This is a genomic window from Neobacillus drentensis NBRC 102427, assembly GCF_001591445.1.
Taxonomy (GTDB): domain Bacteria; phylum Bacillota; class Bacilli; order Bacillales; family Cytobacillaceae; genus Neobacillus; species Neobacillus drentensis.
The window spans coordinates 221570-248441 of sequence record NZ_BCUX01000009.1 but is presented as its reverse complement, the minus strand read 5'-3'; the positions used below and the strand labels follow the sequence as shown (position 1 = coordinate 248441).

Here is a 26872-nt window from a genome sequence, read left to right as displayed (position 1 = left end):
GCCGCCCCCCAACAGCACCGGAAAACGGAACCCTTTAATTTTTCAGTAGTGGCTTTTATTTTTGCATTTCAAAGTTTTTTGCTTCTTCGATTGCGAAGGGAAGGTAGTGTTTGTATTTTTTGAAACCAATCCAACTGAATATTGCTCCATAAACAATGAATATGGCGGCAACTATATACATAACCGTTGTTTCAGAAATAAATAGCAGGTGATTAACTCCAAATAAAAAGACAAACAATCCAAGTGCAATATTTGATTTTGCAGCAAGCCATTTCTTTTCTACTAAACGGTTGCTTCTGATGTATTTTGTTTTATAAAATAGATAGAAAGCAAATAGTATGGCAATTAAAATAACAAGTACATACATATTATTTCCTCCAAGCATAGAAAATCTTTTATTATTGTAACTGTAAAAACAAAAAAATACCACCATTGAGTTAGTTGGTAAAAGGAGCATTGCCCATGATTGAGCAAATTTTAGCAGAGATTAAACAATATGAAACCATCATTATACATCGTCACGTCCGTCCGGACCCAGATGCCTACGGTTCACAGGGTGGATTGGCAGCGATTCTCCAAGCGTCCTTTCCAGATAAAAAGATTTATGCGGTAGGTCAAGAGGAGCCAACCCTTCATTACATGCGCAGGCTCGATGTCATTGGAGATGACGTATACAAGGGGGCATTAGTGATCGTTTGTGATACCGCAAATGCTGAACGGATCGATGACAAGCGTTATTCATTGGGGGATAAATTAATAAAAATTGATCATCATCCAAATGAGGATCCATACGGTGATTTACTATGGGTAGATACAAGTGCCAGCTCGTGCAGCGAAATGATTTATGAATTTTATTTAACTGGAAAAGATAAAGGGCTTAGAATGAACGATGTAGCGGCAAGATTATTATACGCTGGAATTGTAGGAGATACGGGAAGATTTCTTTTTCCGAGCACTACAGAAAAGACGCTCGGATACGCTGGGGAATTGATTCATTATAATTTTTCACGGACAGAGCTATTTGACAAGATGTATGAATTGGATACCAATATCATTAAGTTAAACGGTTATATCCTTCAAAATTTTGAATTTCAGAAAAACGGGGTTGCCTCTGTCAGGCTAACAAAAGAACTTCTCAAAGAGTACAATGCAAAACCGGCAGAAGCATCGCTCTTAGTTGGAACATTGGGAAATGTAAAAGGAATTAAAGCATGGGTTTTCTTCATCGAGGAAGCCGAACAAATAAGAGTCCGTCTACGTTCAAAGGGTCCGGTCATCAATGGAGTGGCAAGGCAGTTTAAAGGTGGAGGACACCCGCTTGCATCAGGTGCATCCATCTATTCATGGAACGAAGTAGATAATGTATTGAAAGCACTTGACGAGGTATGTGAAAATTATTCCGTTAACAAATAGAAAAGTCGGCCCACGAAATCATAGGGGCCGATTTTTTATTCGAACTGTATCTCCAATTGTATCGAAAGATTTGTATAAAAAACCATTTCTTTCACCTTTAGTTTATACCGCTTATCATTTATTTTAATGGGCTTATTTTCAATAATTTTTTTCAAAAGGTCCTTACTTTTGTAGACTGTTTCAATATCTTTGGCAATCATCAAGCTCATATCATCTCTAACCGCATCTTCTGTCTCTGAAACGCTTAATAAATCAAGTTTATATTTTTCCCAGTTGGTAATTCTTACATTGATTTTCTGCACGGTAAGCTGTTCAATTTTTCGCTTATTGATTTCTTTATATTCTTCCTGCCAGATTTTTTTCTCGTCTTTTAAGTCAACAATTTCCTGCGCTTGTTTACGAATTAATTCGGTGTTCTCTTCTTGCCAAACCCCATAAATATATAAAAAAATACACCAGCTAATCACACCGCCAACGGCCATTCCTGCAAAAAATCGCTGCCAGGCAGGTCTTCTATATAATGGCGGGATTCTCATGATGAGATATGCTCCTGTGTTAACCAATTGATAATCAAGGCACCCGTTTGGGCTCCGCCCAAGGCTGAGAGAATTATTAATAATTGTTTGACTAGGTCCTTTGTATCGGCGTTAAATATTCCTCTTTCAAACGTATAAACAGCGTCAAATGTCCCGCCAATGGCCGAAACAATCGCCCAAATTCTCAGTGCTGAAGATAAGCGGTAAACGGTCGTAAGTGGAGGCTGCCCAGTTAGAAATGAAGCAATCCCGCCAATAAGTGAACCGCCAAGCACCACCCCTAAGGCAATAAAATAGCTTTCAATAAAAGCAGGGAAAAAACCAATTTCTTTCATATCCTCAACCGCCCTTACCCATAATCAATCCCATTAATCATTTATATGGACAAACATTAGTAAATATGTTTTTTAAAATGAGAACATATTTTCTTTTTTAGCAATATCGTTCTATAATAGAGGGAGAGATTATGGAATGAAGGGTGTGAGAATATGTCTTTTATTCACCTGCATGTATATAGTGCATATAGTTTGTTAACCAGTACAGCTTCAGTCCCGGATTTAATTGAAAATGCACTAAAAAAAGGCTTTTCTGCGATCGCCTTAACGGACAGAAATGTTATGTACGGAACCATTGAATTTTATAAATTGTGTAAAAAAAATAAACTAAGACCCATTATCGGATTAACTGTAGATGTAGAAAGTGAACATACCCAAAATGAGTCTTATCCATTGGTCCTGCTCGCTGAGAATGACCATGGCTATAAGAATCTATTAAAGATATCCAGTACGGTTCAAACGAAAACTGAACATGGTATTCCGTTAAAATGGCTGAAGCATTATTCGAAAGGGCTTATTGCGATTACTCCCGGACCAGCAGGAGAAATCGAGCAGACTATTTTAAATGGGCAAGAGGAAATTGCCAGAGAAATCATCAGTAAATTGGCTGCCATCTTCGGTAGAGACAGCTTTTTTTTGGCGATTCAAGATCATCAGCTTGAACAAGAAACAACGATCAGAAAACAGTTTAACTTGATTTCAAAAGAAATGACTATCCCACTTGTAGCAACAAACCAGGTCCATTATTTAGAAAAAGAAGATATGTTTGCCCAAGAGTGTCTATTAGCCATAAAAAATGGCGATAAATTGCAGGACGACCACAGAGAAAGACTGGAAAACGACGAGTACTATTTAAAACCTGCCAGTGAGATGGTCGATCGCTTTTCTGATCTCCCGGATGCACTGGAAAATACGCTCCGGATTGCTAACAGATGCAACTTCAACATTGAACTTAATAAGACCTACTTGCCAGCATTTCCAACGGAGAATGGAATGCAAGCTTCGGAGTACCTTGAAGTATTATGCAAGCAGGGATTGACGGAACGTTTTCCTTCACCCTCAGAAGAATATTTTCAACGTTTATCCTATGAACTTTCTGTCATAAAGCGAATGGAGTTCAGCAATTACTTTTTAATTGTTTGGGATTTTATGAGATATGCCCGCGCGCAGGGGATTTTGACTGGACCTGGAAGGGGCTCAGCCGCAGGTTCGCTAGTTGCCTATGTTTTATACATTACCGATGTTGACCCATTAAAGCATAATCTATTATTTGAACGGTTTTTAAATCCTGAACGGATTTCAATGCCCGATATTGATATTGATTTTCCTGACCACAGGCGTGATGAAGTAATTAATTATGTGGCGGGAAAATATGGTGAACTGCATGTGGCACAAATCGTCACATTTGGAACCCTCGCAGCAAAAGCGGCCTTAAGAGATGTCGGTAAGGTATTTGGATTAAATTCTAAGGAACTCGAACAACTATCAAGGACAATTCCGCAGCGTTTAGGAATAAACCTGCAAGGTGCCTATAAAGAATCCGAAGCACTCAGAAGGTTTATAAAGGAAAACCCGATGAACGAACGGCTTTTTGAAACGGCATTAAAACTAGAAGGTCTGCCCCGCCACACTTCGACCCACGCAGCTGGTGTGGTAATAAGTGAGAAACAACTAATTGATTTGATCCCCATTCAACGCGGGTCTAATCAAGTTTATTTAACGCAATATTCGATGGAACATCTTGAAGAAATCGGTCTCCTGAAAATGGACTTTCTAGGCTTGCGGAATCTTACATTACTAGATTCAATTTTATCTTCTATCTATCGTAAGACGGGGAAGAAGGTAAACCTCAACTCGATTCCGTTAGAGGACACTAAGACCTTCAACTTGTTAGGGGACGGTGAAACGACGGGTATATTTCAGCTTGAATCCGATGGGATGCGTAAGGTTCTAACTCGCTTGAAACCTTCCCGTTTTGAAGATATTGTGGCAGTCAATGCCTTGTACCGGCCGGGTCCAATGGAAAATATCCCGCTCTTTATTGACCGAAAACATGGCGTTAAGAAAGTTGAATTTCCACACCCTGATTTGCAGCCGATCCTTGAAAATACATATGGCGTGATTGTCTACCAAGAGCAAATCATGCAAATTGCTTCGAAGATGGCGGGCTTTTCACTTGGTGAAGCCGATTTATTAAGAAGAGCTGTCGGGAAAAAGAAGAAAGAAATTCTTGATAAGGAGCGGAGTCATTTTGTCCAGGGAGCCTTAAAAAAAGGATATGAATCAACACTTGCTAATGACATCTACGATTTAATTGTTCGGTTTGCTAATTATGGCTTTAACCGCAGCCATGCGGTTGCTTATAGTATGATTGCTTACCAGTTAGCCTTTTTAAAAGCAAATTACCCGGTTTATTTTATGGCAGGCCTCTTAACATCAGCCATCGGGAATGATACGAAAATAGGGCAATATATCATGGAAACAAAACAAAAAGGGATTCCAGTCCTGCCTCCATCCATCAATAATAGTGGTTTCTCCTTTCAAGTGGAACATGACGGAATTCGTTACAGTTTAGCAGCGATTAAAAGCGTAGGGGCAGCAGCATTAAAAGAAATTTTCCAAGCAAGGAAAAAGAGAAAGTTTGCTGACCTATTTGATTTTTGCATACGTGTTTCCGCTAAAGCCATTAATCGAAAAACGCTTGAGTTCCTTGTCCATTCCGGCTGCTTCGATGAATTTGGAGAAGATCGTGCCGTGTTGCTTGCAAGTTTAGATGTAGCGATGGAGCATGCTCAAATCTTTAAACCATCCGAAGAAAACCAATTTGATTTATTTGAAGAAGAGTTCATACCGAAGCCTAACTATATGCAAGTCGATCCTATTAGCCTAGAGAATAAGCTGACATTTGAAAAAGATGCGCTTGGCTTTTATCTATCTGACCATCCAGTTTCTATTTATGAAAAGCAACTTAAACACTCAGGGGCAACCCTCTTATTTGGTCTTAATAATCAAAACCAGAGGATATCATCAGGTGTATATATCACGTCACTGAAATCAATACGGACCAAGAAAGGTGATTCCATGGCCTTTTTATCCATAAGTGATTCCAGTGGCGAAATGGAAGCAGTAGCTTTCCCGAATGTATACAAAAGATATTCGCATCTATTTGGGCAAGGAAAATTTGTTTTGCTTGAAGGGAAAGTTGAAGAACGTGATGGGAAGCAGCAATTTATTATTCAACAAGGTTCAAATTTAGTAGAGTGGCTGCAAACTAAATCCGTTAATCAATCAGTTTTATATTTGAAAATAGTGGAGGAGAAACAGGACGATCAATCTCTTCAACAACTAAATCAGCTGTTAAAAGAACATCAAGGAAAAGCGGCAGTTGTTTTACACTATGAAAAAAATCGAAAAACCATTAGGCTTGGGGAAGAAAATAATATCAATCCTACCCCTGATTTACTGCAATTATTAAGAAATATGCTAGGTCCAAAAAATGTTGTTTTGAAGGAATAATTCTTTACAACTATTGAAGATATGTTATAGTGATAATGAGACAAGTGTGGTCTGACCACCAAAAAAGCGGACTGCAGATAAAGGGATATTAAATAAGCTTTTGCAAAAATTTGAGGGGTGAGATATCTTGACTTTACGGGAAGAAGCACTACATATGCATCGAATTAATAAGGGGAAATTAGAATCAAAATCTAAAGTTTTAGTCCGAAATGCACATGATTTAAGCTTAGCGTATTCACCAGGTGTTGCAGAGCCTTGCAAAGATATTTATGAAAGGCCAGAATTGGTTTATGAATATACCATGAAAGGGAACATGGTTGCTGTTGTTTCTGATGGCACAGCTGTTCTTGGACTTGGGAATATTGGACCTGAAGCCGCTCTCCCAGTTATGGAAGGTAAAGCAGTCCTATTTAAAAGTTTTGCAGGTGTAGATGCTTTTCCAATCTGTTTGAACACAACGGATGTTGACAAAATTGTTGAAACCGTAAAATTGCTTGAACCTACTTTTGGGGGCGTCAACCTTGAAGATATAGCTGCTCCAAATTGTTTCGTGATAGAAGAAAGATTGAAAAAGGAAGCAAATATTCCTGTTTTTCATGATGATCAGCATGGTACAGCAATTGTGACTGTGGCTGGACTTGTCAATGCACTTAAGCTTATCGGCAAAAAAATGCAAGAAATTAAGGTGGTTGCAAACGGTGCTGGTGCAGCGGGAATTGCAATTATAAAATTGTTATATAGTTATGGTGTTAGAGACATAATTATGTGTGATACTAAAGGAGCCATTTACGAAGGGCGCCCACAAGGTATGAATGCAGTTAAATCTGAAGTAGCGAAATATACAAACCGAGATAACCTAACAGGCAGCCTTGCAGATGTCATTAAAGGTGCCGATGTATTTATCGGGGTTTCAGTTGCAGGTGCCCTTACAAAAGAAATGGTCGCTTCAATGAATCCAGATTCAATCATTTTTGCAATGGCCAATCCTGATCCTGAAATTATGCCTGATGTGGCAAAAGCAGCAGGAGCCAAAGTGGTTGGCACAGGCCGTTCAGATTTTCCAAACCAAGTTAACAATGTTCTCGCATTCCCGGGAATTTTCCGTGGGGCACTTGATGTTCGTGCTACCCATATAAATGAAAAAATGAAAATCGCGGCTGTAGAAGCGATTGCCAACCTAATCAACCCAGATGAACTAAATGCAGATTATGTCATTCCTGGACCTTTTGATCCGAGAGTTGCTCCGGATGTTGCAGCAGCAGTCGCAAAAGCGGCTATGGAAACCGGGGTTGCCCGCATTAAGGTTGATCCTGAAGAAATAAAGGAAAAAACAAAAAGGCTCGCTATTATTGGCAAAAGTGAGTGATACGTAAGTGGCAAACAATACTAAAGTATATTTAGAAATTGTTAAGCATTTACGAGAAATGATAACAATCGATGGATTAATAGCCGGAGATAAAATCCCATCTGAACGAGAATTGTCGGAGCGCCTGAATTTCGGGCGCTCTTCCGTTCGAGAAGCACTTAGGGCTTTAGAATTGCTGGGACTAATTGAAACCAGGCGGGGTGAAGGGACCTTTATTCGTGACTTTCGGGGGAACCAACTCGTGCAGCTTCTTAGTACTTTTATTTTACAGGATGAAAAAGCAAAACGAGATGTATTGGAAACCAGGAATTATATAGAGATGGATCTCCTCAGATTAGCTTTGCAAAAAATAGATGACCAACATATTGTGAATATGAAAGACTGGCTAAATCAAGAAAACAGCGTACAAGATGATGAGTTTTTTAATCGAATAAATGAGATTGCAGATAACCACCTTTTATCTAGAATTTGGTCAATATTAATAGACTATTACGATTCGCTTGAACTAGTAAAAGTGACCATTCATCGTGAAAAATATCTAGTCCTACTCGATGCCCTCGCTGAAAAGAATGAATTGAAAACACTATCCGCCTATGTTAATCTACGGAATTTGTCTGTTTTTAACGACAAATACTAACAGATTTTGAATCGTTTTTATTCTATAGTGAAGGTTAACCAAGCCCTATGACAGGGTATTTTTGTTTCAACGGTGGTCTGACCACTAATGATGTATGAAGTTTAGTGTGGATAGAAAAACTGCTAAATAGGATTAATGGGATAAACTTGCCATCTGGCGTTATGTAACAAAGGAGGTTTTATTTTGGCGCTAAAAGATCTTTTTTCAAAAAATCATCCAAAAAAGAAGAAATATGCTCAAATACCGACGGAAACGGCAAAAAATGATGTTCCTGAAGGAATAATGTCAAAGTGCCCTTCATGTAAGAAGATTATGTATACAAAAGAATTAGTGAAAAATTTAAAGGTATGCTTGCATTGCAGTCATCATTTCCCAATGAACTCAAAAGAACGAATTGACAGTTTCATTGATGAAGGAAGTTTCATGGAGATGAACGATAATATGATATCTAAAAATCCATTAAATTTTCCTGACTACCTTGAAAAGCTTGAGAAAGACCGCCAAAAAAGTAAACTTAACGAGGCGGTTGTAACAGGTATTGGGACAGTGAATGGTTACAAAATTGTCGTTGCTATCATGGATTCTTCGTTCCGAATGGGAAGCATGGGCTCGGTTGTCGGCGAAAAAATTACGCTGGCAATTGAAAAAGCCGATGAGTTAAATGTACCGTTTATTATTTTTACCGCATCTGGTGGCGCAAGAATGCAAGAGGGCGCCTTAAGTTTAATGCAAATGGCAAAAACAAGTGTTGCTTTAAAGAGGTTTAGCAATAATGGTGGATTAATCATTTCGATCATGACCCACCCGACAACGGGGGGTGTTTCAGCAAGTTTTGCATCATTGGGTGACTTCAACCTTGCTGAACCAGGTGCGTTAATCGCATTTGCCGGACGCAGAGTGATTGAACAATCTATTCGTGAAGAATTACCGGAGGATTTTCAAACATCCGAGTTTCTCTTAAAGCACGGGCAACTGGATGCAATAATTGCTCGAAATGAACTTATTGAGAAAATCACGACTATTCTAGAGATCCATCAACCTGGAGGTGTGCTCAAATGGTAGGTGAATTAGAATTTGAACGCCCTGTAATCGAGTTAAGAAAGAAAATTACTGATTTAAAAGAGTTCACCAAAACTGCTGAGGTTGATTTAAGTTCCGAAATCAGCAAATTAGAGAAGAGACTTGAAAAGCTTGAACAAAGTATATATGAAAATATTAAGCCTTGGGACAGGGTTCAAATCGCTCGGCTTCCTAACAGGCCAACAACAATGGATTATATCCCTTATTTGTTTGAGAATTTCTTTGAATGTCACGGTGACAGAACCTTTGCTGATGATGGGGCGATTGTAGGCGGAATAGCTAAATATCGTGGGTTACCTGTAACGGTAATTGGCCATCAGCGTGGAAAAGATACGAAAGAGAATATTCGCAGAAACTTTGGAATGCCACACCCTGAAGGGTATCGAAAAGCACTTCGATTAATGAATCAGGCGAATAAATTTAATCGTCCGGTCATCTGTTTCATCGATACAAAGGGAGCCTACCCAGGGAAGGCTGCAGAGGAACGCGGTCAAAGTGAAGCAATTGCACGCAATTTGTTTGAAATGGCTGGTCTTAAGGTTCCCGTGGTTTGTATTGTGATTGGTGAAGGCGGGAGTGGTGGTGCTCTTGCACTTGGGGTTGGCAACCGTATTTGTATGCTGGAGAATTCCACCTACTCGGTTATCTCACCAGAGGGTGCTGCTGCAATTTTATGGAAAGATGCCTCTCTTGCTAGAAATGCGGCAGAAACGATGAAAATAACCGCGCCAGATTTAAAGGAACTAGGCATCATTGATGATATTATCCCAGAAATTAAGGGCGGAGCCCAAAGGGATGTAATAAAGCAGGCAGAAGAAATTGATAGGGTGCTTAAGACCTCACTACAGCAATTGTTAAAGCTTTCAGAAGAAGAATTAATAGCTGATCGTTACAACCGTTTCAGGACAATCGGTGAATTCGGTCGAGTCAATGATTACATCGTTGTTAATTAAAAAACGTGCTCATAGGCACGTTTTTTCCATTCACAGAATGTTCACTATAAATCCTTAAAAATGGCAATGATGACGTTTACATCCTAAGATAAACCGTTTCCAGTTAACTGACTATTCCGTCTCTTATAATTACTAATACCATAAGGTTGTTATAGTTATTTCTTCATGTTATTTTATAAATATTCGCAGGTTTTATGTAAATAATAAAAGAAGTGATTTTTTTATAAGTAGCGTAAATTTATTTGTTTTACAAATGAATATATACATATTTTTTATTAAAAAATAGAGGTGAGAACCGTGAAAAAAATTGGAGTACTTACAAGTGGTGGAGATGCCCCAGGGATGAACCCTGCGATTCGTGCTGTAGTTCGGAAAGCAATTTATCACAACCTTGAGGTCTATGGTATTTACGGCGGTTATACGGGATTAATTTCTGGAAATATTAAAAAGCTTGAACTTGGTTCTGTTGGAGATATTATTCAGCGCGGAGGGACAATGCTCCAATCAGCACGCTGCCCAGAATTTAAAACAAAAGAAGGTCAGCAAAAAGGGATGGAACAGCTAAAAGCACATGGAATTGAAGGACTAGTGGTTATTGGCGGAGATGGTTCTTACCGTGGGGCAAAAGCGTTAACCGAACTAGGTTATCCTTGTGTTGGCGTACCGGGTACCATTGATAATGATATTCCCGGGACAGAATTTACCATTGGTTTTGACACCGCATTAAATACAGTTATCGATTCATTAGATAAAATTCGTGACACAGCGACATCTCATGAAAGAACTTTTATCATTGAAGTAATGGGCCGAAATGCCGGAGATATCGCTCTTTGGACTGGCTTAGCTGGCGGCGCAGAGACGATTTTAATTCCTGAAGTAGGTTATGACATGAATGATATCGTTGACAAGCTTAGAAAAGGGCAAGAACGCGGCAAAAAGCATAGTATTATCGTTGTTGCTGAAGGTGTGTGCAGTGGTGTGGAACTTGGAAAGCAAGTTCAGGAAGCAACAAACTTTGATACAAGAGTATCTGTTTTAGGTCATATTCAACGGGGCGGCTCACCAACTGCAGCTGACAGGGTTCTTGCAAGCAGATTGGGAGCAAGAGCGGTTGAACTTCTTATTGCAGGAAAAGGCGGCCGAGCAGTAGGGATTGAAAAGAATCAGCTTGTAGATTATGACATCATTGAAGCCCTAGCCCGGGAACATAAGTTTGATCATGATCTTTACAAACTTTCGATGGAATTATCAATATAAGGATTATGAACTTAAGAAATTGCAAATTTGCTTTTCTAAAATGGGAGGAAAAATAAGAATGTTACGTAAAACAAAAATCGTATGTACGATTGGACCAGCCAGTGAAAGTGTTGAAAAATTAACCCAATTAATCAATTCAGGAATGAATGTCGCTCGATTAAACTTTTCACATGGAGATTTCGCAGAACACGGGGCACGGATCCAAAATATTCGTGAAGCATCCAAACAAACTGGCAAAACTGTTGCCATCTTGTTAGATACAAAAGGTCCTGAAATTCGGACAAATAACATGGAAAATGGTGCACTTGAGCTACAAGCCGGAGAAAATATTATCGTTTCCATGACTGAAGTAGAAGGAACACTTCAAAAGTTTTCAGTTACATATCCAGGACTAATTGATGATGTCCATGTGGGTTCAAAGATTCTTTTAGATGATGGCTTAATTGGCTTAGAAGTAACGGATGTGGATAAGTCAGCGAAAGAACTTCATACCAAGATTTTAAATAGTGGGACCTTGAAAAATAAAAAAGGTGTAAATGTACCGGGTGTATCGGTGAACTTGCCTGGTATCACAGAAAAGGATACACAAGATATTCTTTTCGGAATTGAACAGGGTGTTGATTTTATTGCGGCATCCTTCGTTCGACGTGCTAAGGATGTTCTCGAAATCCGTCAGCTTTTAGAAGAAAATAATGGTACACATATCCACATAATTCCTAAGATTGAAAACCAGGAAGGCGTCGATAACATTGACGAAATCTTAGAAATCTCTGATGGTTTAATGGTTGCCCGTGGGGATCTTGGTGTAGAAATCCCTGCTGAAGAGGTTCCGCTCGTTCAAAAAATGTTAATTAAGAAATGTAATTCACAGGGAAAACCTGTTATTACTGCAACTCAAATGCTTGATTCCATGCAAAGAAATCCACGACCTACTCGTGCTGAAGCAAGTGATGTAGCGAATGCTATTTTTGATGGAACGGATGCCATTATGCTGTCAGGTGAAACAGCTGCAGGCCAATATCCTGTCGAAGCTGTTCAAACCATGCATAATATTGCTTCTAGAGCTGAATCTGCCTTAGATCATAAAGAAATACTTTCAAGTCGCAGTAAAGATACGGAACATAATCTTACTGATGCGATTGGTCAGTCTGTTGCGCATACGGCCTTAAATCTTGATGTTAAATCGATCATTACCCCAACCGAAAGCGGTCATACCGCTAGAATGATTTCAAAATATCGTCCGAAGGCAGCAATTGTTGCAGTAACTTCAGTTGAACATGTTTGCCGTCGTCTACAACTTGTATGGGGTGTTTACCCGCAATTTGGACGCGTCGCTACTACAACAGACGAAATGCTCGATATTGCCGTAGAAGAAAGTTTGAACAGCGGTATTGTTAAACGTGGTGATTTAGTTGTTATTACTGCTGGAGTCCCTGTAGGCGAAGCGGGTACAACAAACCTAATGAAAATCCATGTGGTCGGCGATATTATCACAAAAGCACAAGGAATTGGCCGTAGATCCGCATTTGGGAAAGTAGTAGTTGCCCATGATGCTAAAGAAGCTTTAGAAAAAGTAAAGCAAGGTTCTATTCTTGTGACAATCGGAACAGATCGTGATATGATGCCAGCGCTAGAGAAATGTGCTGCTGTTATTGCCCAAGAGGGTGGATTAACGAGCCATGCAGCAGTAGTTGGACTTAACCTAAGCATCCCGGTGATTGTTGGGGTGGATAATGCCTTAGAATTGTTTAAGGATGGCCAAGAAATAACCGTTGATGCGACAAGAGGAGTTATCTACAACGGTCACGCAAGCGTATTATAAGATCTAATAAAAAAGAAGGGGAGACCCTTCTTTTTTTTAATAAAGACAAAATCATCCCCATTCGTAATATAATAAAAATAAGACGTTTGGAAGGGGACAATAGATGCGTTATTTATTTTTGTTGATCATTGTAATTCCAGCTATAGATATTGGGGTTTTACTTTTTTCAGGTAAAGCTATTGGTGTTTGGCCCACAATTACACTCATTTTACTAACAGGCATCCTCGGGGCTTATTTAGCAAAAAGAGAGGGTTTGCAGACAATCAGAAGGGTACAGGAACAACTGAGCTATGGTCAGATTCCAGGAGAAGCACTTTTAGATGGGATTTGTATCTTAATAGGCGGAACGCTTTTATTAACGCCGGGATTTATCTCTGATGTTGCCGGGTTTCTATTTCTTTTTCCACCTACCAGAAAGCCAATAAAATTCCTAATCTTAAAAGCATGGCGTAATCGGATTAATAAAAGAAATATAAAAATCATAAAATAAAAAATGTCAGCATCCAATTAGGAGCTGACATTTTTTATAGGACTTATACCTCGTTTCCTTTTATAAATACCCATAGATCATAAAAAACGTTGGCACGATATAAGGTGCTGATGATGACAAGTGTGACAGGACCAACAATTAATCCTAAAAAGCCAATTAATTTAAATCCAACGAATAATGCAATCAGTGTGGCTAACGGATCAAGTCCAATATTAGAAGAAAGGATTTTAGGCTCCATTACTTGCCTTTGAACGAGGACAATAATATAGAGTACCCCTAGACCAAGGGCAAGACCTGTATCGCCTCCAATCGCAGCATAAATAATCCATGGGACAAAAACAGCACCCGTACCCAAGTAGGGAATAATATCGACTATACCAGTAACTAATGCTATCGTTATCGCGTAATCAACACGAAGAATAAGTAATCCGATTAGAATAATAACCGTTGTAATCGATATCAGTGTTAATTGTGCTTTAATAAAACCAAACAGCGCCTTTTTTAAATCGATAAAAACGGACCGGCTGCTAGTTTTTGCTTTCTCTGGTAAGAGTTTGCCGCCCAATTTCGATAAACGGTACCAGTCTTTGCTGATAAAAAAAGTAGCCAATAAGGAAAAAATCAACACGGTTGCTGCATTTGGAAGCCAAGCGATGATATTTGGAATAATACCAAATAGATTCTGGATAAAGGTTCCAACGGTTGTGCCAATCCTGGTTCCAACATTTTGTATATTGCCAATAATTGTATCCTGTTGCCCTGATTCAAGTTTGTTAAACACACTTGTTAATTGTTCATAGATCGGCAGGATTTGTGCAGTGAAATATTTCTCTATATATTCAATTAACGTATCTAAATGATTTGGTACTACTGAAGATAAATAATTAGCACCAGAGACAATTTCAGCGATTAACAATGTAATTAACCCGGCAAATAGGGAGAAAATAATAATAAGTGCAATAAATACAGCTAACAGACGAGGCATTCTAGCCCTTTTTTCCAAAATATCAACCAGAGGATTAATTATAAACGCAATAATGAGGCCAATTAAAAATGGATAAGTCACTTTTGATAGAAAATAAAAAGAGTAAAGCGCCAAAACCACAGCACCTATTACAATTAAGAACCGGATAGACCGGTATAAGTATTTTAGATTCAAAGACAACCCTCCTATTAAATCTATATGTAGTATTAGTTTAACATTTTATGAAATAAACTGCATAATTTCCCAATTTAATATTATTAATTTAAAAATATTAAGAACACTTTTTCCAAGGAATTACAATCAGGAAGAAGAGAAAATTCCCGTATTTAATAATTTCTCTCTTACAGTGGTATTATGGTACGATAATTTTTATTTGGGATGGTGAAGTCGTGCTAAATGAGTCATATTTATTTTTACTATTACTGTTAGTTATTGGTTTTATCGCTAAAAACAGTTCTTTATTAGTTGCCATAGCAGTGCTCCTTACCCTAAAGGCAGGCGGATTGGATACAAAGGCATTCTCATTTATACAGTCGAAGGGTATTAATTGGGGTGTAACAATAATTACCATTGCAGTATTAGCTCCGATTGCAAGTGGCGAAATTGGATTTAAAGACTTAACAAGCTCTTTTAAATCCTCCTATGCTTGGATTGCGCTGATCTCTGGCATGATGGTGGCAATGCTGGCAAAAGGAGGGGTTAAGCTGCTTGCAGATGACCCACAGATTACAACAGCACTTGTGCTGGGCACTATTCTTTCGGTGTCTATTTTTAAAGGCGTGGCAGTTGGCCCGTTAATTGGAGCCGGGATTGCCTATACAGCTATGAAAATTTATAGTTTTTTTAGCTAGATTTTTTGTAAAATAATATTTTTTTGCACTTTTCGGTTCCTTTTCATTCACAAAAATCTGATAATTGTTTATAATAGGCTTGTAAGCGTATCCTTTTTTACATATACCACATATATATGCTAATTTGCTTGTTAATCAAATTTATTCCTCAAAAATGGAATAGCTAACTAACTATTTGCTTTTTACCGAGCAATCGCTCAGTCAATTTAAAGGATAAATACACGGAATAATTTTTTCTTGAAAGGTATGGGGAAATTCAGAATGTGAAGGAGAGATTTACTATGACAGTAACACGCGGACTTGAAGGGGTAGTGGCAACAACATCATCAATCAGTTCAATTATTGATGACACACTGGCTTATGTAGGCTATGACATTGATGATTTAGCTGTAAATGCTAGTTTCGAAGAGGTAATCTTTTTATTGTGGCATCGTAAATTGCCATCTGCAGTCCAGTTGGCGGAATTGAAAAAACAACTTGCTGAAAATGCAGCACTGCCACAGGAAGTAATAGAACACTTTAAATTGTTTCCAATTCAAGAAGTACATCCAATGGCGGCCCTTCGTACAGCCGTTTCTCTTTTAGGCATTTATGATGATGAAGCTGATTTAATGGATGCAGATTCAAATTATAAAAAAGCGATTCGCCTTCAGGCAAAAATGCCAGCTATTGTCGCAGCGTTTGCGCGTATTAGAAAAGGTCTTGAACCAATCGCGCCTAAAAAGGATTTAAGCTTTGCAGCGAACTTCTTATTCATGCTAACTGGTAATGAACCAGAACCTATTGCCGAAGAAGCAATTAATAAAGCGCTCGTATTACATGCTGACCATGAATTGAATGCATCTACATTTACAGCACGTGTTTGTGTGGCTACGTTATCCGATGTATATTCTGGAGTTACTGCCGCAATCGGAGCCCTAAAAGGACCACTGCACGGCGGGGCAAATGAAGCCGTAATGAAAATGCTTAAAGAAATTGGTACGCTTGAGAATGTAGAGCCGTATGTACGTGGCAAGCTTGAGAAAAAAGAAAAAATCATGGGCTTTGGCCATCGTGTTTATCGAAAAGGAGATCCACGCGCCAAGCACCTAAGAGACATGTCTAAAAAGCTAACTGAACTCACTGGCGAACCGCACTGGTATGATATGTCAATCAAGATTGAAAGTATTGTTACCGGTGAAAAGAATTTACCACCTAACGTGGATTTCTATTCCGCTTCTGTATATCACAGCCTAGGGATTGATCATGATTTAATGACACCAATCTTTGCTGTCAGCAGGGTATCTGGATGGCTTGCACATATTCTAGAACAATATGAAAACAACCGTTTAATCCGCCCGCGTGCAGATTATACAGGTCCAGGAATGCAAAAATATGTTGCCATTGAGCAACGAGGTTAATATTTTACTTTTGTTTCAATAATTGGTCTAATAGAAATGTATGAAAAGGTTAGAGACTAACTCTCTAACCTTTGATAAGACAAAGGGTGGACTATTGTAAAAAGCTTTATTCATATTTTTTTTACATAATAGGAGGAGAATCAACTATGCAAGGCGAAAAAATCACGGTTACAAACGGAGTATTAAACGTACCAAATCATCCAATCATCCCATTTATCGAAGGAGACGGCATCGGTCCGGATATTTGGGCCGCTTCTGAGCGCGTTTTAAATGCGGCTGTTGAAAAAGCTTATAAAGGCGAACGCAAATTAATATGGAAAGAAGTTTTAGCTGGAGAAAAGGCATTTAACCAAACGGGTGAATGGCTTCCAAGCGAAACACTTGACGTAATTAGAGAATATTTAATTGCTATTAAAGGTCCATTAACCACTCCAGTTGGTGGCGGAATTCGTTCATTGAACGTTGCACTTCGTCAAGAATTAGACTTGTTCGTTTGCTTACGTCCTGTAAGATGGTTCGAAGGGGTTCCTTCACCAGTTAAGCGCCCGCAAGATACGGATATGGTTATTTTCCGTGAAAACACTGAAGATATCTATGCTGGGATTGAATATGAAAAAGGCACAGAAGCAGCGAAAAAGGTAATTGATTTCTTACAAAACGAAATGGGTGTTAAGAAAATCAGATTCCCTGAAACTTCAGGTATCGGGATTAAACCTGTTTCTGAAGAAGGAACAACTCGTCTTGTACGTGCAGCAATTAACTATGCAATTAAAGAAGGCCGTAAATCCGTTACACTCGTGCACAAAGGTAATATCATGAAATTTACTGAAGGCGCGTTTAAAAACTGGGGCTATGAGCTTGCTGAAAAGGAATTCAGCGATAAAGTATTCACATGGTCACAATATGACCGCATTAAAGCAGAACAAGGCGCAGATGCAGCTAACAAAGCTCAAGCGGATGCAGAAGCAACCGGCAAAATTATCGTAAAAGACGCGATTGCTGATATTTTCTTACAGCAAATTCTAACACGTCCGCGCGAGTTTGATGTTGTAGCAACAATGAACTTGAACGGAGACTTCATTTCAGATGCACTTGCAGCGCAAGTAGGCGGTATTGGTATTGCACCAGGCGCTAACATCAATTATGAAACAGGACATGCTATTTTTGAAGCAACTCATGGTACTGCACCTAAGTATGCAGGTCTTGATAAAGTAAACCCTTCTTCTGTCATTTTATCGGGTGTGTTATTGCTAGAGCACCTTGGCTGGACTGAAGCAGCTACAATGGTTATTAAATCAGTGGAAAAAACAATTGCTTCCAAAGTTGTAACATATGATTTTGCTCGTCTAATGGACGGTGCAACTGAAGTGAAAACTTCTGAATTTGGTGACGAGCTTATTAAGAACATGGAGTAAGAAGGAAAGTTAAGTTCAGTGAGGGCTGTTAATATAAATAGTCCTTACTGTTTTTTATAAATTCTACTGAAACATTAAATATGTTCAAAGGGGAGAGTCATAATGTCATTAAAACGGAAAAAGGTTTCTGTAATCGGCGGAGGATTCACTGGAGCAACTACAGCATTTTTACTTGCACAAAAGGAACTTGGGGATGTAGTTTTAGTTGATATCGCTCCAATGGAAAACCCTACAAAAGGTAAGGCATTAGATATGCTAGAAGCAAGTCCAGTCCAAGGCTTTGATGCTAATATTACTGGTACCTCCAACTATGAAGATACTCGTGATTCAGATATCGTGGTTATTACTGCTGGTATTGCCCGTAAACCTGGTATGAGCCGTGATGATTTAGTTCAAACAAACCAAAAGGTTATGAGAAGTGTTACACAGGAGATTGTGAAGTATTCTCCAAATTGTACGATTCTTGTTTTAACTAACCCAGTAGACGCTATGACTTACACTGTATTTAAAGAATCAGGCTTCCCTAAAAACCGTGTAATTGGTCAATCCGGAGTTCTTGATACAGCCCGCTTCCGTACATTTGTTGCGCAAGAATTAAATCTTTCTGTTAAAGATATTACCGGTTTCGTATTAGGTGGACACGGTGATGACATGGTTCCGCTTGTACGTTACTCTTATGCAGGTGGTATTCCATTAGAGACATTAATTCCTAAAGACCGCTTAGAAGCTATCGTAGAACGCACAAGAAAAGGCGGCGGAGAAATTGTAAACCTACTCGGTAACGGAAGTGCTTATTATGCACCTGCAGCCTCTTTGGTCGAAATGTGTGAAGCAATTCTTAAAGATCAACGCCGAGTTCTTCCTTCGATTGCTTATCTTGAAGGCGAATTTGGTTATGACGGCATTTACCTTGGAGTACCAACAGTCCTAGGAGCCAATGGTATTGAAAAAATAATTGAGCTTGAGTTAACTGCAAACGAAAAAGCTGCCTTAGATAAATCAGTGGAATCCGTTCGCAATGTTATGCAAGTATTAGCATAAAAAGAATAATTGAGAAATTCGGGGCTACAAGGGGTTCCCCGAATTTCTTTGTATTTATTTGAAATCGCTTACAACGGAGGTGGAATATATGCTTTTAGGTAAAAGAAGAAAGTTAGGCCGAAAGATGGAAGAAATTACAGTTGGCGAAAAATTGTCTATGACTGAAAAAGTAGAAGATAAGGATATCCTCCTTTATTTAGGATTAACAGATGATGCGAACCCTCTCTATATTCAACATGATTATGCTTCACAAACTCCATTTGAAAAACCAATAGTTCCTAGTATCATGCTTACGGGAATGATCACCTCGGCCATTTCAAAATACTTACCCGGTCCCGGGAGCCATATCTTAAGCCAAGATATTGAGTTTCTAATTCCTGTCTATCATTACGGAACCATCGAGTTTTTGTTTGAAGTGGTGGAAGTAGTAAGAGATGAACATACCATTGTGATAAGTGTTGTAGGAAGCAATGAAAAAAATGAGACAGTAATACAGGGAAAGCTAAAAGTTTGTCCTCCCCATCGTTTGGAGGAAATACATGGTAGAGCATTAGAGAACTTTTAATAGAAATAAATCTAAGGAATGTGACCTGCTCACATTCCTTTTTATATTAAAGTTTTGTAAAACTAGATAATTTATTATTTTTATTATTATAATGGAGGTAACTTATTTAGTGGGGGATATTATGAAAAATAAAATTCTTGTTGTCGATGATGAACAATCCATTGTTACTTTGCTCCAATATAATCTGGAGCAAGCGGGATATGAAGTGATTACTGCCATGGATGGTGAAGCTGGGAAACAACTTGCTGAGACTCAAAACCCTGATATCATTGTTTTGGACCTTATGCTGCCGAAATTGGATGGAATGGAAGTATGCAAGCAGCTCCGTCAGGAGAAAATCATGACTCCTATTTTAATGTTAACTGCTAAAGATGACGAGTTCGACAAAATATTGGGCCTTGAGTTTGGTGCAGATGATTATATGGTTAAGCCCTTTAGTCCTAGAGAAGTAATTGCCCGAGTGAAAGCAATACTTAGGAGGACACAAGTCCAGCCTGAAGCGATAGATGCTAGTGAAAAGGAAACAGGAGAACTAGTGATAGCCAATTTAAAAATCATTCCTGATAAATATGAAGCGTATTTTAACGATACTCTTTTGGAGTTAACCCTAAAGGAATTTGAATTGCTTCTTTATCTTGCGCAAAATAAAGGCCGCGTTTTGACTCGTGATCAATTGCTTAGTGCGGTTTGGAATTATGACTTTGCTGGAGATACTAGAATTGTGGATGTACACATATCTCATCTAAGAGAAAAAGTTGAAGTCGATACGAAAAAGCCGGTCTATATCAAAACGATGCGGGGCTTGGGCTATAGACTTGAGGAGCCGAAGGGAGAATGACCAAATTTCGAAAGGGACTGCTGCTTTCACTAGTTCTATTAATTATTGCGGTTTTAGTGGGATCAGGAATATTGTTAGGTCAACTTTTTAATAGCTATTACATAGAGTCGCTAAATCAGCATCTTAAGATAGAAATCTTGTGGATTCTTTCAATCTGCCTCGTAATTGCAATCGTTATTATTTTTACACTGTGCATGCGAATCACTTCAAAGTATACTAAACCGATTGAAGCTGCTACGGAGGTAGCAATTGAACTGGCCAACGGAAACTACCGTGCTCGAACAAAAGTAAATCGATTGGATGAAACCGGCATGCTCGGGTCTTCTATCAATATGCTGGCCGAAAACCTCCAAGAGCTTGTTAAGACACAGGAAATTCAACAGGACCGGCTTAGTGCTTTAATTGAAAATATGGGAGCAGGATTAGTCTTAATCGACAGTCGCGGCTATATTAATCTAATTAATAAAGGATTCAAAGAAATTTTTCATGTGGACCCAACTGATTATTTAAATAAACTCTATTATGAAGTGATTGACTATGAGGAGATTTGTCATCTAGTTGCTGAGGTTTTTCGGACTGAAAAGAAGGTCAGTGAACAAATACTTGTGCCTTTTTTGATTGAACGAAGGTATTTTGTCGTTTATGGTGTCCCGATAATTGGAACTAATAATGTTTGGAAAGGGGTATTGCTTGTTTTTCATGATATAACAGAAATAAAAAAACTCGAGCAAATGCGGAAGGATTTTGTCGCCAATGTTTCGCATGAATTAAAAACCCCAGTTACATCTATTAAAGGATTTACCGAAACGTTGATGGACGGAGCCATGAACAATAAAGAAACATTAGAAGCATTTCTTTCCATTATTTTAAAAGAAAGCGATCGCCTGCAGACTCTTATCCAAGAGCTATTGGAGCTTTCGAAAATAGAGCAGCAAGGCTTTAGTTTAAACCTTCAACAAGTAGATTTGCATATGTTATTAAATGAAGTGATTACGATTCTTACAGGAAAAGCACAAGCAAAGAATATCAAGCTTGAACTTTATTGTAAGCAAAATCATGTGTTTATCAATGGTGATTTTGACCGCTTAAAACAAGTGTTTATAAATTTAATCGCCAATGCAATTACCTATACCCCGCTAGAAGGCAATGTGAAAATTATCCTTCTCGAACACGGTGAGAACGTAAGAATCCATGTGCAAGATTCGGGGGTGGGAATTAGTAAAGAAGAAATCCCACGAATCTTTGAACGATTTTACCGGGTGGATCGTGCCAGAAGTCGTAACTCCGGTGGGACAGGCCTTGGGTTAGCAATTGTTAAACATTTAGTCGAAGCTCATCATGGGAACATAAGTGTTAGAAGCGATTTAGGTGAAGGAAGCGAATTTATTATCGAATTACATAAATATTTGACATGATTTTTGGAAGGTGGATATAAATGGAAAAGAGGAAACTTGTCCTGATTGACGGTAATAGTATTGCTTACCGAGCATTTTTTGCATTACCGCTGCTTAATAACGATAAAGGAATTCATACGAATGCCGTCTATGGATTTACGATGATGCTGATGAAAATTCTTGAAGATGAAAAGCCAACACATATACTAGTCGCGTTTGATGCAGGGAAAACGACCTTTCGTCATAAAACCTTTAGTGAATATAAAGGTGGAAGGCAAAAAACTCCGCCCGAACTATCCGAACAATTTCCCTTTATCCGAGACCTTCTTGACGCCTATGGAATCTCCAGATATGAGCTTGAAAATTATGAGGCCGACGATATCATCGGGACCCTTTCATTAACAGCAGAAGAGGATGGGTTCGAAGTAAAAGTGATTTCAGGAGATAAAGATTTAACACAACTATCTTCAGCCTCTACAACAGTCGGAATTACTCGGAAAGGGATTACAGATATTGAGGAATATACCCCTGAACATGTGGCCGAAAAATATGGACTAACACCCGAACAAATCATTGATATGAAAGGATTAATGGGGGACCCTTCTGATAATATCCCTGGTGTCCCGGGGGTGGGCGAAAAGACAGCGATCAAGCTGTTAAAGGAGTTTTCAACACTTGAAAATTTAATAAACTCGATTGACCAAGTTACGGGCAATAAGTTGAAGGAGAAGCTTGAAGAATTTAAGAACCAAGCGATTATGAGCAAAGAACTTGCTACGATTGAAAGACAAGCACCTGTTGAAGTGGATTTAGAAACCGTTGCTTACGAGGGCTTTATACGTGAAAAATTAGTAGTACTATTTAAAGAATTAGGCTTTCATACATTATTGGCTAAGCTTGGAGAAGGTCCAGATGTGATAGAGGAGCACGAACTTGAAGAGATTGAGTTTCAAATACCAGCGGAAATAACAGAGGAATTGTTTGCAGACAGCAATTATTTTTACGTCGAAATGCTGGATGATAATTATCATTATGCAGAGATTATTGGTTTCTCGCTTGTCAATGAAAACGGATATTTCTACTTGCCAACCGACCTAGCATTGCAATCGGTTGCATTTAAAAAATGGGCGGAAGATGAGAGTAAAAAGAAAACAGTTTATGATGCGAAGCGTTCGGAAGTTTCATTAAGAAGACATGATATTCACTTAAAAGGGGCTGATTTTGATATTCTAATGGCTTCGTATATCATAAATCCTTCAGAAAACATTGAGGACCTCGCAGCCATTACGAAAAGATTTGATTTACATAATATTCAATCGGATGAATCGTTTTATGGGAAAGGGGCGAAACGAAAAGTCCCTGAAGAAGCTAAGCTTGCAGAACATCTTGTTCGGAAAAGTCTTGCGATGTTCGATATAAAAGAAAAACTTGAAGATGAATTAAGAAAAAATGAACAATATGAATTATTTACCGAGCTCGAAATGCCATTATCGCTGATTCTAGCAGATATGGAATCATGCGGAATCAAAGTGGAACAAGAGCGCCTTCAGAAAATGGGGAAGGAGTTAAATGATCGGCTCATTGAGATTGAAGAAAAGATTTGTGAATTGGCAGGCGAAAAGTTTAATATCAACTCACCGAAACAGCTGGGTGTGATTTTATTTGAAAAATTAAACCTTTCCTCAGCAAAGAAAACGAAAACAGGTTATTCCACTTCAGCGGATGTACTAGAGAAATTAGCCGATGATCATGAGATCATCGAGCATATTCTCCTATACAGACAATTAGGTAAACTTCAGTCGACCTATATTGAAGGATTACTAAAGGTTATTAATCCGAAAACGGGAAAAGTCCATACCAGATATCAACAAACCTTAACGGCAACTGGAAGATTGAGTTCCATTGACCCTAATCTGCAAAATATCCCGATTCGACTTGAAGAGGGGCGTAAAATCCGTCAAGCCTTTGTTCCATCAGAGGAAGGCTGGATCATTTTTGCAGCAGATTATTCACAGATTGAGTTGCGTGTCCTGGCGGATATTGCGGGAGATGAAAAGTTAATTCAGGCCTTCAAAGATGACATGGATATTCATACAAAAACGGCAATGGAGGTTTTTCATGTCAGTAAAGAGGAGGTAACCTCCAATATGAGACGTCAGGCCAAGGCTGTTAACTTTGGAATTGTGTATGGGATTAGCGATTATGGTCTTTCACAATCGTTAGGAATTACAAGGAAGGAAGCTGGTCAATTCATTAATCGATATCTGGATACCTATCCAGGGGTTAAAGAATACATGGATGATATTATTCATTCGGCAAAACAAAAGGGCTATGTTTCTACCTTGATGCAACGGAGAAGATACCTCCCGGAAATAACCGCTCGCAATTTTAATATTAGAAGCTTTGCTGAACGGACAGCGATGAACACTCCAATTCAGGGCAGTGCTGCTGATATCATCAAAAAAGCTATGATTGACATGGACGATGCCTTAAAGGACAAAGGCTTAAAAACGCGTCTCTTACTGCAGGTACACGATGAATTGATTTTTGAGGCACCTGAGGACGAGTTGGAGATTTTGAAAAAGTTAGTCCCGGACGTGATGGAAAATGCTCTCGAATTAAAGGTGCCATTAAAAGTGGATTATGCCTACGGACCCACATGGTTTGATGCAAAATAAAAAGGGGGGGCAATCTTGCCAGAGCTTCCAGAAGTAGAAACCGTACGTAAGACGTTAAAAAAATTAGTTGTTAATAAAACAATCAAAGATATTACGGTCTATTGGCCGAAAATCATTAAAAACCCCGTCGAGGTTGAACAGTTTGTCGATGCTTTAATTGGGGAAACGATTGTTGATGTAGGTAGAAGAGGGAAATTTTTAATCATTTATACTGGAAATTTCGCTTTAGTCTCTCATTTGAGGATGGAAGGAAAGTATGGGCTTTATCAAAAGGATGAGCCATTTGATAAACATACACATGTTCTCTTTCACTTTACAGATGGGACCGAGTTAAGATATCGGGATGTTCGGAAGTTTGGGACCATGCATCTGTATAAAAAAGGCGATGAATTCTTAACAGAGCCGCTGATAGGACTTGGCCCTGAACCTTTTTCCGAAGAATTTACCGTAGAGTATTTGGCGAAAAAGTTAGAAAAAACGACTCGGAAAATAAAAACAGCCCTATTAGACCAAAAATTTTTTGTCGGGCTTGGTAATATTTATGTGGATGAGGCACTTTTTCGCGCAGGTATCCACCCGGAGCGTCTTGCGAACACACTAAATAAAGATGAAATTACCCTTCTTCACCGTGAAATTGTTGCTACCTTAAGTGAAGCCGTCAAAAAGGGAGGAAGCACGATCCGTTCCTATGTTAACTCGCAAGGGGAAATTGGAATGTTTCAACTTGAATTATACGCATATGGTCGAAAAGGCGAAGAATGTAAACGGTGCGGGACGCCGTTAGAAAAAACAACTGTAGGAGGCAGAGGGACCCATTACTGCCCTCATTGCCAAAAGGCCTAAACCGAAATGAGACAAGAGATAAGTGAGAATTGAATAATATTAACCTTTGATAGGCTCCTGCCATATACTATCGTAATGATTTTGGAGGAAGGAGCCCTAGACACATGGTTCAGTTGATCTCACTTCTTATTTTAGCTTTTGCGCTTAGCCTTGATAGCTTTAGTGTAGGTTTTACCTATGGGCTAAGGAAAATGGTCATGCCGGTCAGATCAGTCATCATTATTGCAAGCTGCTCGGCTATTTCTTTAATGATTGCCGTGTCAATTGGACATGGACTTGAAAAAGTTCTATCTCCAAAAATGACGGCAAGCCTGGGAGGAATCATTCTAATCGCGCTTGGTGCATGGGTTTTGTACCAATTTTTCCAACCGGAAAAAGAAAAAGACGTACTAGTTCATGAAAAAACGATCGTGAATTTTGAAATCAAGTCCCTAGGTTTAGCTATTAACATATTGAAAAAACCAATGTCGGCTGACTTTGATCAATCAGGAACGATTACCGGTATCGAAGCATTAATGTTAGGCTTTGCTTTGTCGCTCGATTCCTTTGGCGCAGGGATTGGTGCAGCGATGCTCGGTTACTCCCCCATTTATTTAGCCATTACTGTCGCGATTATGAGCTCGTTATTTGTTCTATTAGGAATAAAAAGTGGGAGTTTTTTCCATAAATATGAATGGATCCAGAAATTCACGTTTTTGCCAGGGATATTATTAATAATAATTGGAATATGGAAGTTATGAATCTAGAAAGGATACGACCATGTCACTAGTTATCGGGTTAACAGGCGGAATTGCCAGTGGAAAAAGTACAGTCTCAAACTTGTTCAAAGAAATGGATATCACTGTGGTCGATGCAGATATAGAAGCACGCCTGGCAGTAATGAAGGGCGAATCTGCTTATGTAAAGATACTTGCTGAAATTGGTGAGGATATTTTATTAGATAACGGGGAAATTGACAGGCAAAGATTAGGCTCCATTATTTTTTACCAAGAAGAAAAAAGACAAATCTTAAACGAGATCGTCCACCCTGAGGTTAGAAAAAGGATGAGAGACCAAGTAGAACAGGCCATTAAGAACAGTGAAGAAGTGGTGGTTCTTGATATTCCTTTATTATTTGAAAGTAAGCTTACCTATATGGTGGATAAAACTTTACTTGTTTATGTTAACAATGAAACACAATTAAAAAGGTTGATCGAGAGAAATAATCTTTCTGAAGGGGATGCCCGTGCAAGAATCCGTTCCCAGATGCCACTGTCAGATAAAATAAAACTTGCGGATGCTGTGATTGATAATAATGGATCGATTGCAGATACCAAAAAACAGCTTCTTGAAATTTTAGAACAGTTTGGTATCACTAAAAATAATCATAACTAATGGGAGAGAAGGGGTACCTTCTCTTTTTTTCTGTTTCTAAGTTGCCTGAATTGTAAAACATTTTAAAAATCCGCACTTTATTC

General features: G+C 38.8%; 24 protein-coding genes. 20 read left to right on the top strand and 4 right to left on the bottom strand.

Features of this window, described 5'->3' with window-relative positions:
- Window positions 1-55: 55 nt before the first annotated feature.
- Window positions 56-367, bottom strand: a complete 312-nt coding sequence (locus tag BDR01S_RS06240) for a YtpI family protein (protein ID WP_066258125.1) — start codon at window positions 365-367, stop codon at window positions 56-58.
- A 95-nt stretch (window positions 368-462) separates the two neighbouring features.
- Here BDR01S_RS06240 and BDR01S_RS06235 point away from each other — a divergent pair, with 95 nt between their 5' ends.
- Entirely contained in the window at window positions 463-1413 is a 951-nt protein-coding gene (locus BDR01S_RS06235; RefSeq protein ID WP_066258124.1) for a DHH family phosphoesterase, read from the top strand.
- Between the two features lie 35 nt (window positions 1414-1448).
- Here the strand turns inward: BDR01S_RS06235 and ytrI are convergent, their stop codons facing one another.
- On the bottom strand, window positions 1449-1949 hold the full coding sequence (gene ytrI / locus BDR01S_RS06230; RefSeq protein WP_066258122.1) for a sporulation membrane protein YtrI: 501 nt from the start codon (window positions 1947-1949) through the stop codon (window positions 1449-1451).
- Window positions 1946-2284 carry a sporulation membrane protein YtrH gene (gene ytrH, locus BDR01S_RS06225; RefSeq protein ID WP_066258120.1) on the bottom strand — a complete coding sequence of 113 codons (339 nt, stop codon included), beginning with the start codon at window positions 2282-2284 and terminating at the stop codon, window positions 1946-1948. The genes ytrI and ytrH overlap by 4 nt, the downstream gene beginning before the upstream one ends.
- Before the next feature lie 153 nt (window positions 2285-2437).
- Between ytrH and dnaE the strand changes: the two genes are divergently transcribed.
- From dnaE to BDR01S_RS06185, 8 genes are all read left to right on the top strand, one after another.
- Complete coding sequence (dnaE, locus tag BDR01S_RS06220; RefSeq protein ID WP_066258118.1) at window positions 2438-5800, top strand: DNA polymerase III subunit alpha; 3363 nt, start codon at window positions 2438-2440, stop codon at window positions 5798-5800.
- Window positions 5801-5927: 127 nt separating this feature from the next.
- Window positions 5928-7166 carry an NADP-dependent malic enzyme gene (ystJ, locus tag BDR01S_RS06215; RefSeq protein ID WP_066258117.1) on the top strand — a complete coding sequence of 413 codons (1239 nt, stop codon included), beginning with the start codon at window positions 5928-5930 and terminating at the stop codon, window positions 7164-7166.
- A gap of 7 nt (window positions 7167-7173) precedes the next feature.
- Window positions 7174-7803: a FadR/GntR family transcriptional regulator gene (locus BDR01S_RS06210; RefSeq protein WP_082797316.1), complete on the top strand. Its 630-nt coding sequence runs from the start codon at window positions 7174-7176 to the stop codon at window positions 7801-7803.
- A 183-nt stretch (window positions 7804-7986) separates the two neighbouring features.
- A complete protein-coding gene (gene accD, locus BDR01S_RS06205; protein ID WP_066258116.1) occupies window positions 7987-8865 on the top strand; it encodes an acetyl-CoA carboxylase, carboxyltransferase subunit beta in 879 nt (292 codons plus the stop codon).
- Window positions 8859-9836, top strand: a complete 978-nt coding sequence (gene accA / locus BDR01S_RS06200) for an acetyl-CoA carboxylase carboxyl transferase subunit alpha (protein WP_066258114.1) — start codon at window positions 8859-8861, stop codon at window positions 9834-9836. The genes accD and accA overlap by 7 nt, the downstream gene beginning before the upstream one ends.
- A gap of 297 nt (window positions 9837-10133) precedes the next feature.
- On the top strand, window positions 10134-11093 hold the full coding sequence (gene pfkA / locus BDR01S_RS06195) for a 6-phosphofructokinase (RefSeq protein ID WP_066258112.1): 960 nt from the start codon (window positions 10134-10136) through the stop codon (window positions 11091-11093).
- 58 nt (window positions 11094-11151) lie between these two features.
- Window positions 11152-12915, top strand: a complete 1764-nt coding sequence (pyk, locus tag BDR01S_RS06190) for a pyruvate kinase (protein WP_066258110.1) — start codon at window positions 11152-11154, stop codon at window positions 12913-12915.
- 103 nt (window positions 12916-13018) lie between these two features.
- On the top strand, window positions 13019-13405 hold the full coding sequence (locus BDR01S_RS06185) for an FxsA family protein (RefSeq protein WP_066258108.1): 387 nt from the start codon (window positions 13019-13021) through the stop codon (window positions 13403-13405).
- Between the two features lie 43 nt (window positions 13406-13448).
- On the opposite strand, the gene ytvI is transcribed toward BDR01S_RS06185, so the two are convergent.
- On the bottom strand, window positions 13449-14564 hold the full coding sequence (gene ytvI / locus BDR01S_RS06180) for a sporulation integral membrane protein YtvI (RefSeq protein WP_066258106.1): 1116 nt from the start codon (window positions 14562-14564) through the stop codon (window positions 13449-13451).
- A gap of 215 nt (window positions 14565-14779) precedes the next feature.
- Between ytvI and BDR01S_RS06175 the strand changes: the two genes are divergently transcribed.
- The 11 genes from BDR01S_RS06175 (at window position 14780) to coaE (ending at window position 26789) form a co-directional block, all read left to right on the top strand.
- On the top strand, window positions 14780-15241 hold the full coding sequence (locus BDR01S_RS06175; RefSeq protein ID WP_066258104.1) for a DUF441 domain-containing protein: 462 nt from the start codon (window positions 14780-14782) through the stop codon (window positions 15239-15241).
- 281 nt (window positions 15242-15522) lie between these two features.
- Entirely contained in the window at window positions 15523-16641 is a 1119-nt protein-coding gene (gene citZ / locus BDR01S_RS06170; protein WP_066258101.1) for a citrate synthase, read from the top strand.
- A 146-nt stretch (window positions 16642-16787) separates the two neighbouring features.
- Window positions 16788-18056: an NADP-dependent isocitrate dehydrogenase gene (gene icd, locus BDR01S_RS06165; RefSeq protein WP_066258100.1), complete on the top strand. Its 1269-nt coding sequence runs from the start codon at window positions 16788-16790 to the stop codon at window positions 18054-18056.
- A 102-nt stretch (window positions 18057-18158) separates the two neighbouring features.
- Window positions 18159-19097: a malate dehydrogenase gene (gene mdh, locus BDR01S_RS06160; protein WP_066258099.1), complete on the top strand. Its 939-nt coding sequence runs from the start codon at window positions 18159-18161 to the stop codon at window positions 19095-19097.
- Between the two features lie 88 nt (window positions 19098-19185).
- Window positions 19186-19662, top strand: coding sequence for a MaoC/PaaZ C-terminal domain-containing protein (locus BDR01S_RS06155; RefSeq protein ID WP_066258097.1), 477 nt, complete (start codon window positions 19186-19188; stop codon window positions 19660-19662).
- Between the two features lie 121 nt (window positions 19663-19783).
- Window positions 19784-20500: a response regulator transcription factor gene (locus BDR01S_RS06150; protein WP_066260312.1), complete on the top strand. Its 717-nt coding sequence runs from the start codon at window positions 19784-19786 to the stop codon at window positions 20498-20500.
- On the top strand, window positions 20497-21915 hold the full coding sequence (gene pnpS, locus BDR01S_RS06145) for a two-component system histidine kinase PnpS (protein WP_066258095.1): 1419 nt from the start codon (window positions 20497-20499) through the stop codon (window positions 21913-21915). Before BDR01S_RS06150 ends, pnpS begins: the two co-directional genes overlap by 4 nt.
- Before the next feature lie 20 nt (window positions 21916-21935).
- Window positions 21936-24572, top strand: coding sequence for a DNA polymerase I (gene polA / locus BDR01S_RS06140; RefSeq protein ID WP_066258093.1), 2637 nt, complete (start codon window positions 21936-21938; stop codon window positions 24570-24572).
- Window positions 24573-24587: 15 nt separating this feature from the next.
- On the top strand, window positions 24588-25415 hold the full coding sequence (gene mutM, locus BDR01S_RS06135) for a DNA-formamidopyrimidine glycosylase (RefSeq protein ID WP_066258088.1): 828 nt from the start codon (window positions 24588-24590) through the stop codon (window positions 25413-25415).
- Between the two features lie 104 nt (window positions 25416-25519).
- Window positions 25520-26155 (top strand): sporulation membrane protein YtaF, encoded by a 636-nt coding sequence (gene ytaF, locus BDR01S_RS06130; protein ID WP_066258085.1) that lies wholly within the window; start codon window positions 25520-25522, stop codon window positions 26153-26155.
- Window positions 26156-26174: 19 nt separating this feature from the next.
- Entirely contained in the window at window positions 26175-26789 is a 615-nt protein-coding gene (gene coaE / locus BDR01S_RS06125) for a dephospho-CoA kinase (protein ID WP_066258082.1), read from the top strand.
- Window positions 26790-26872: the final 83 nt, after the last annotated feature.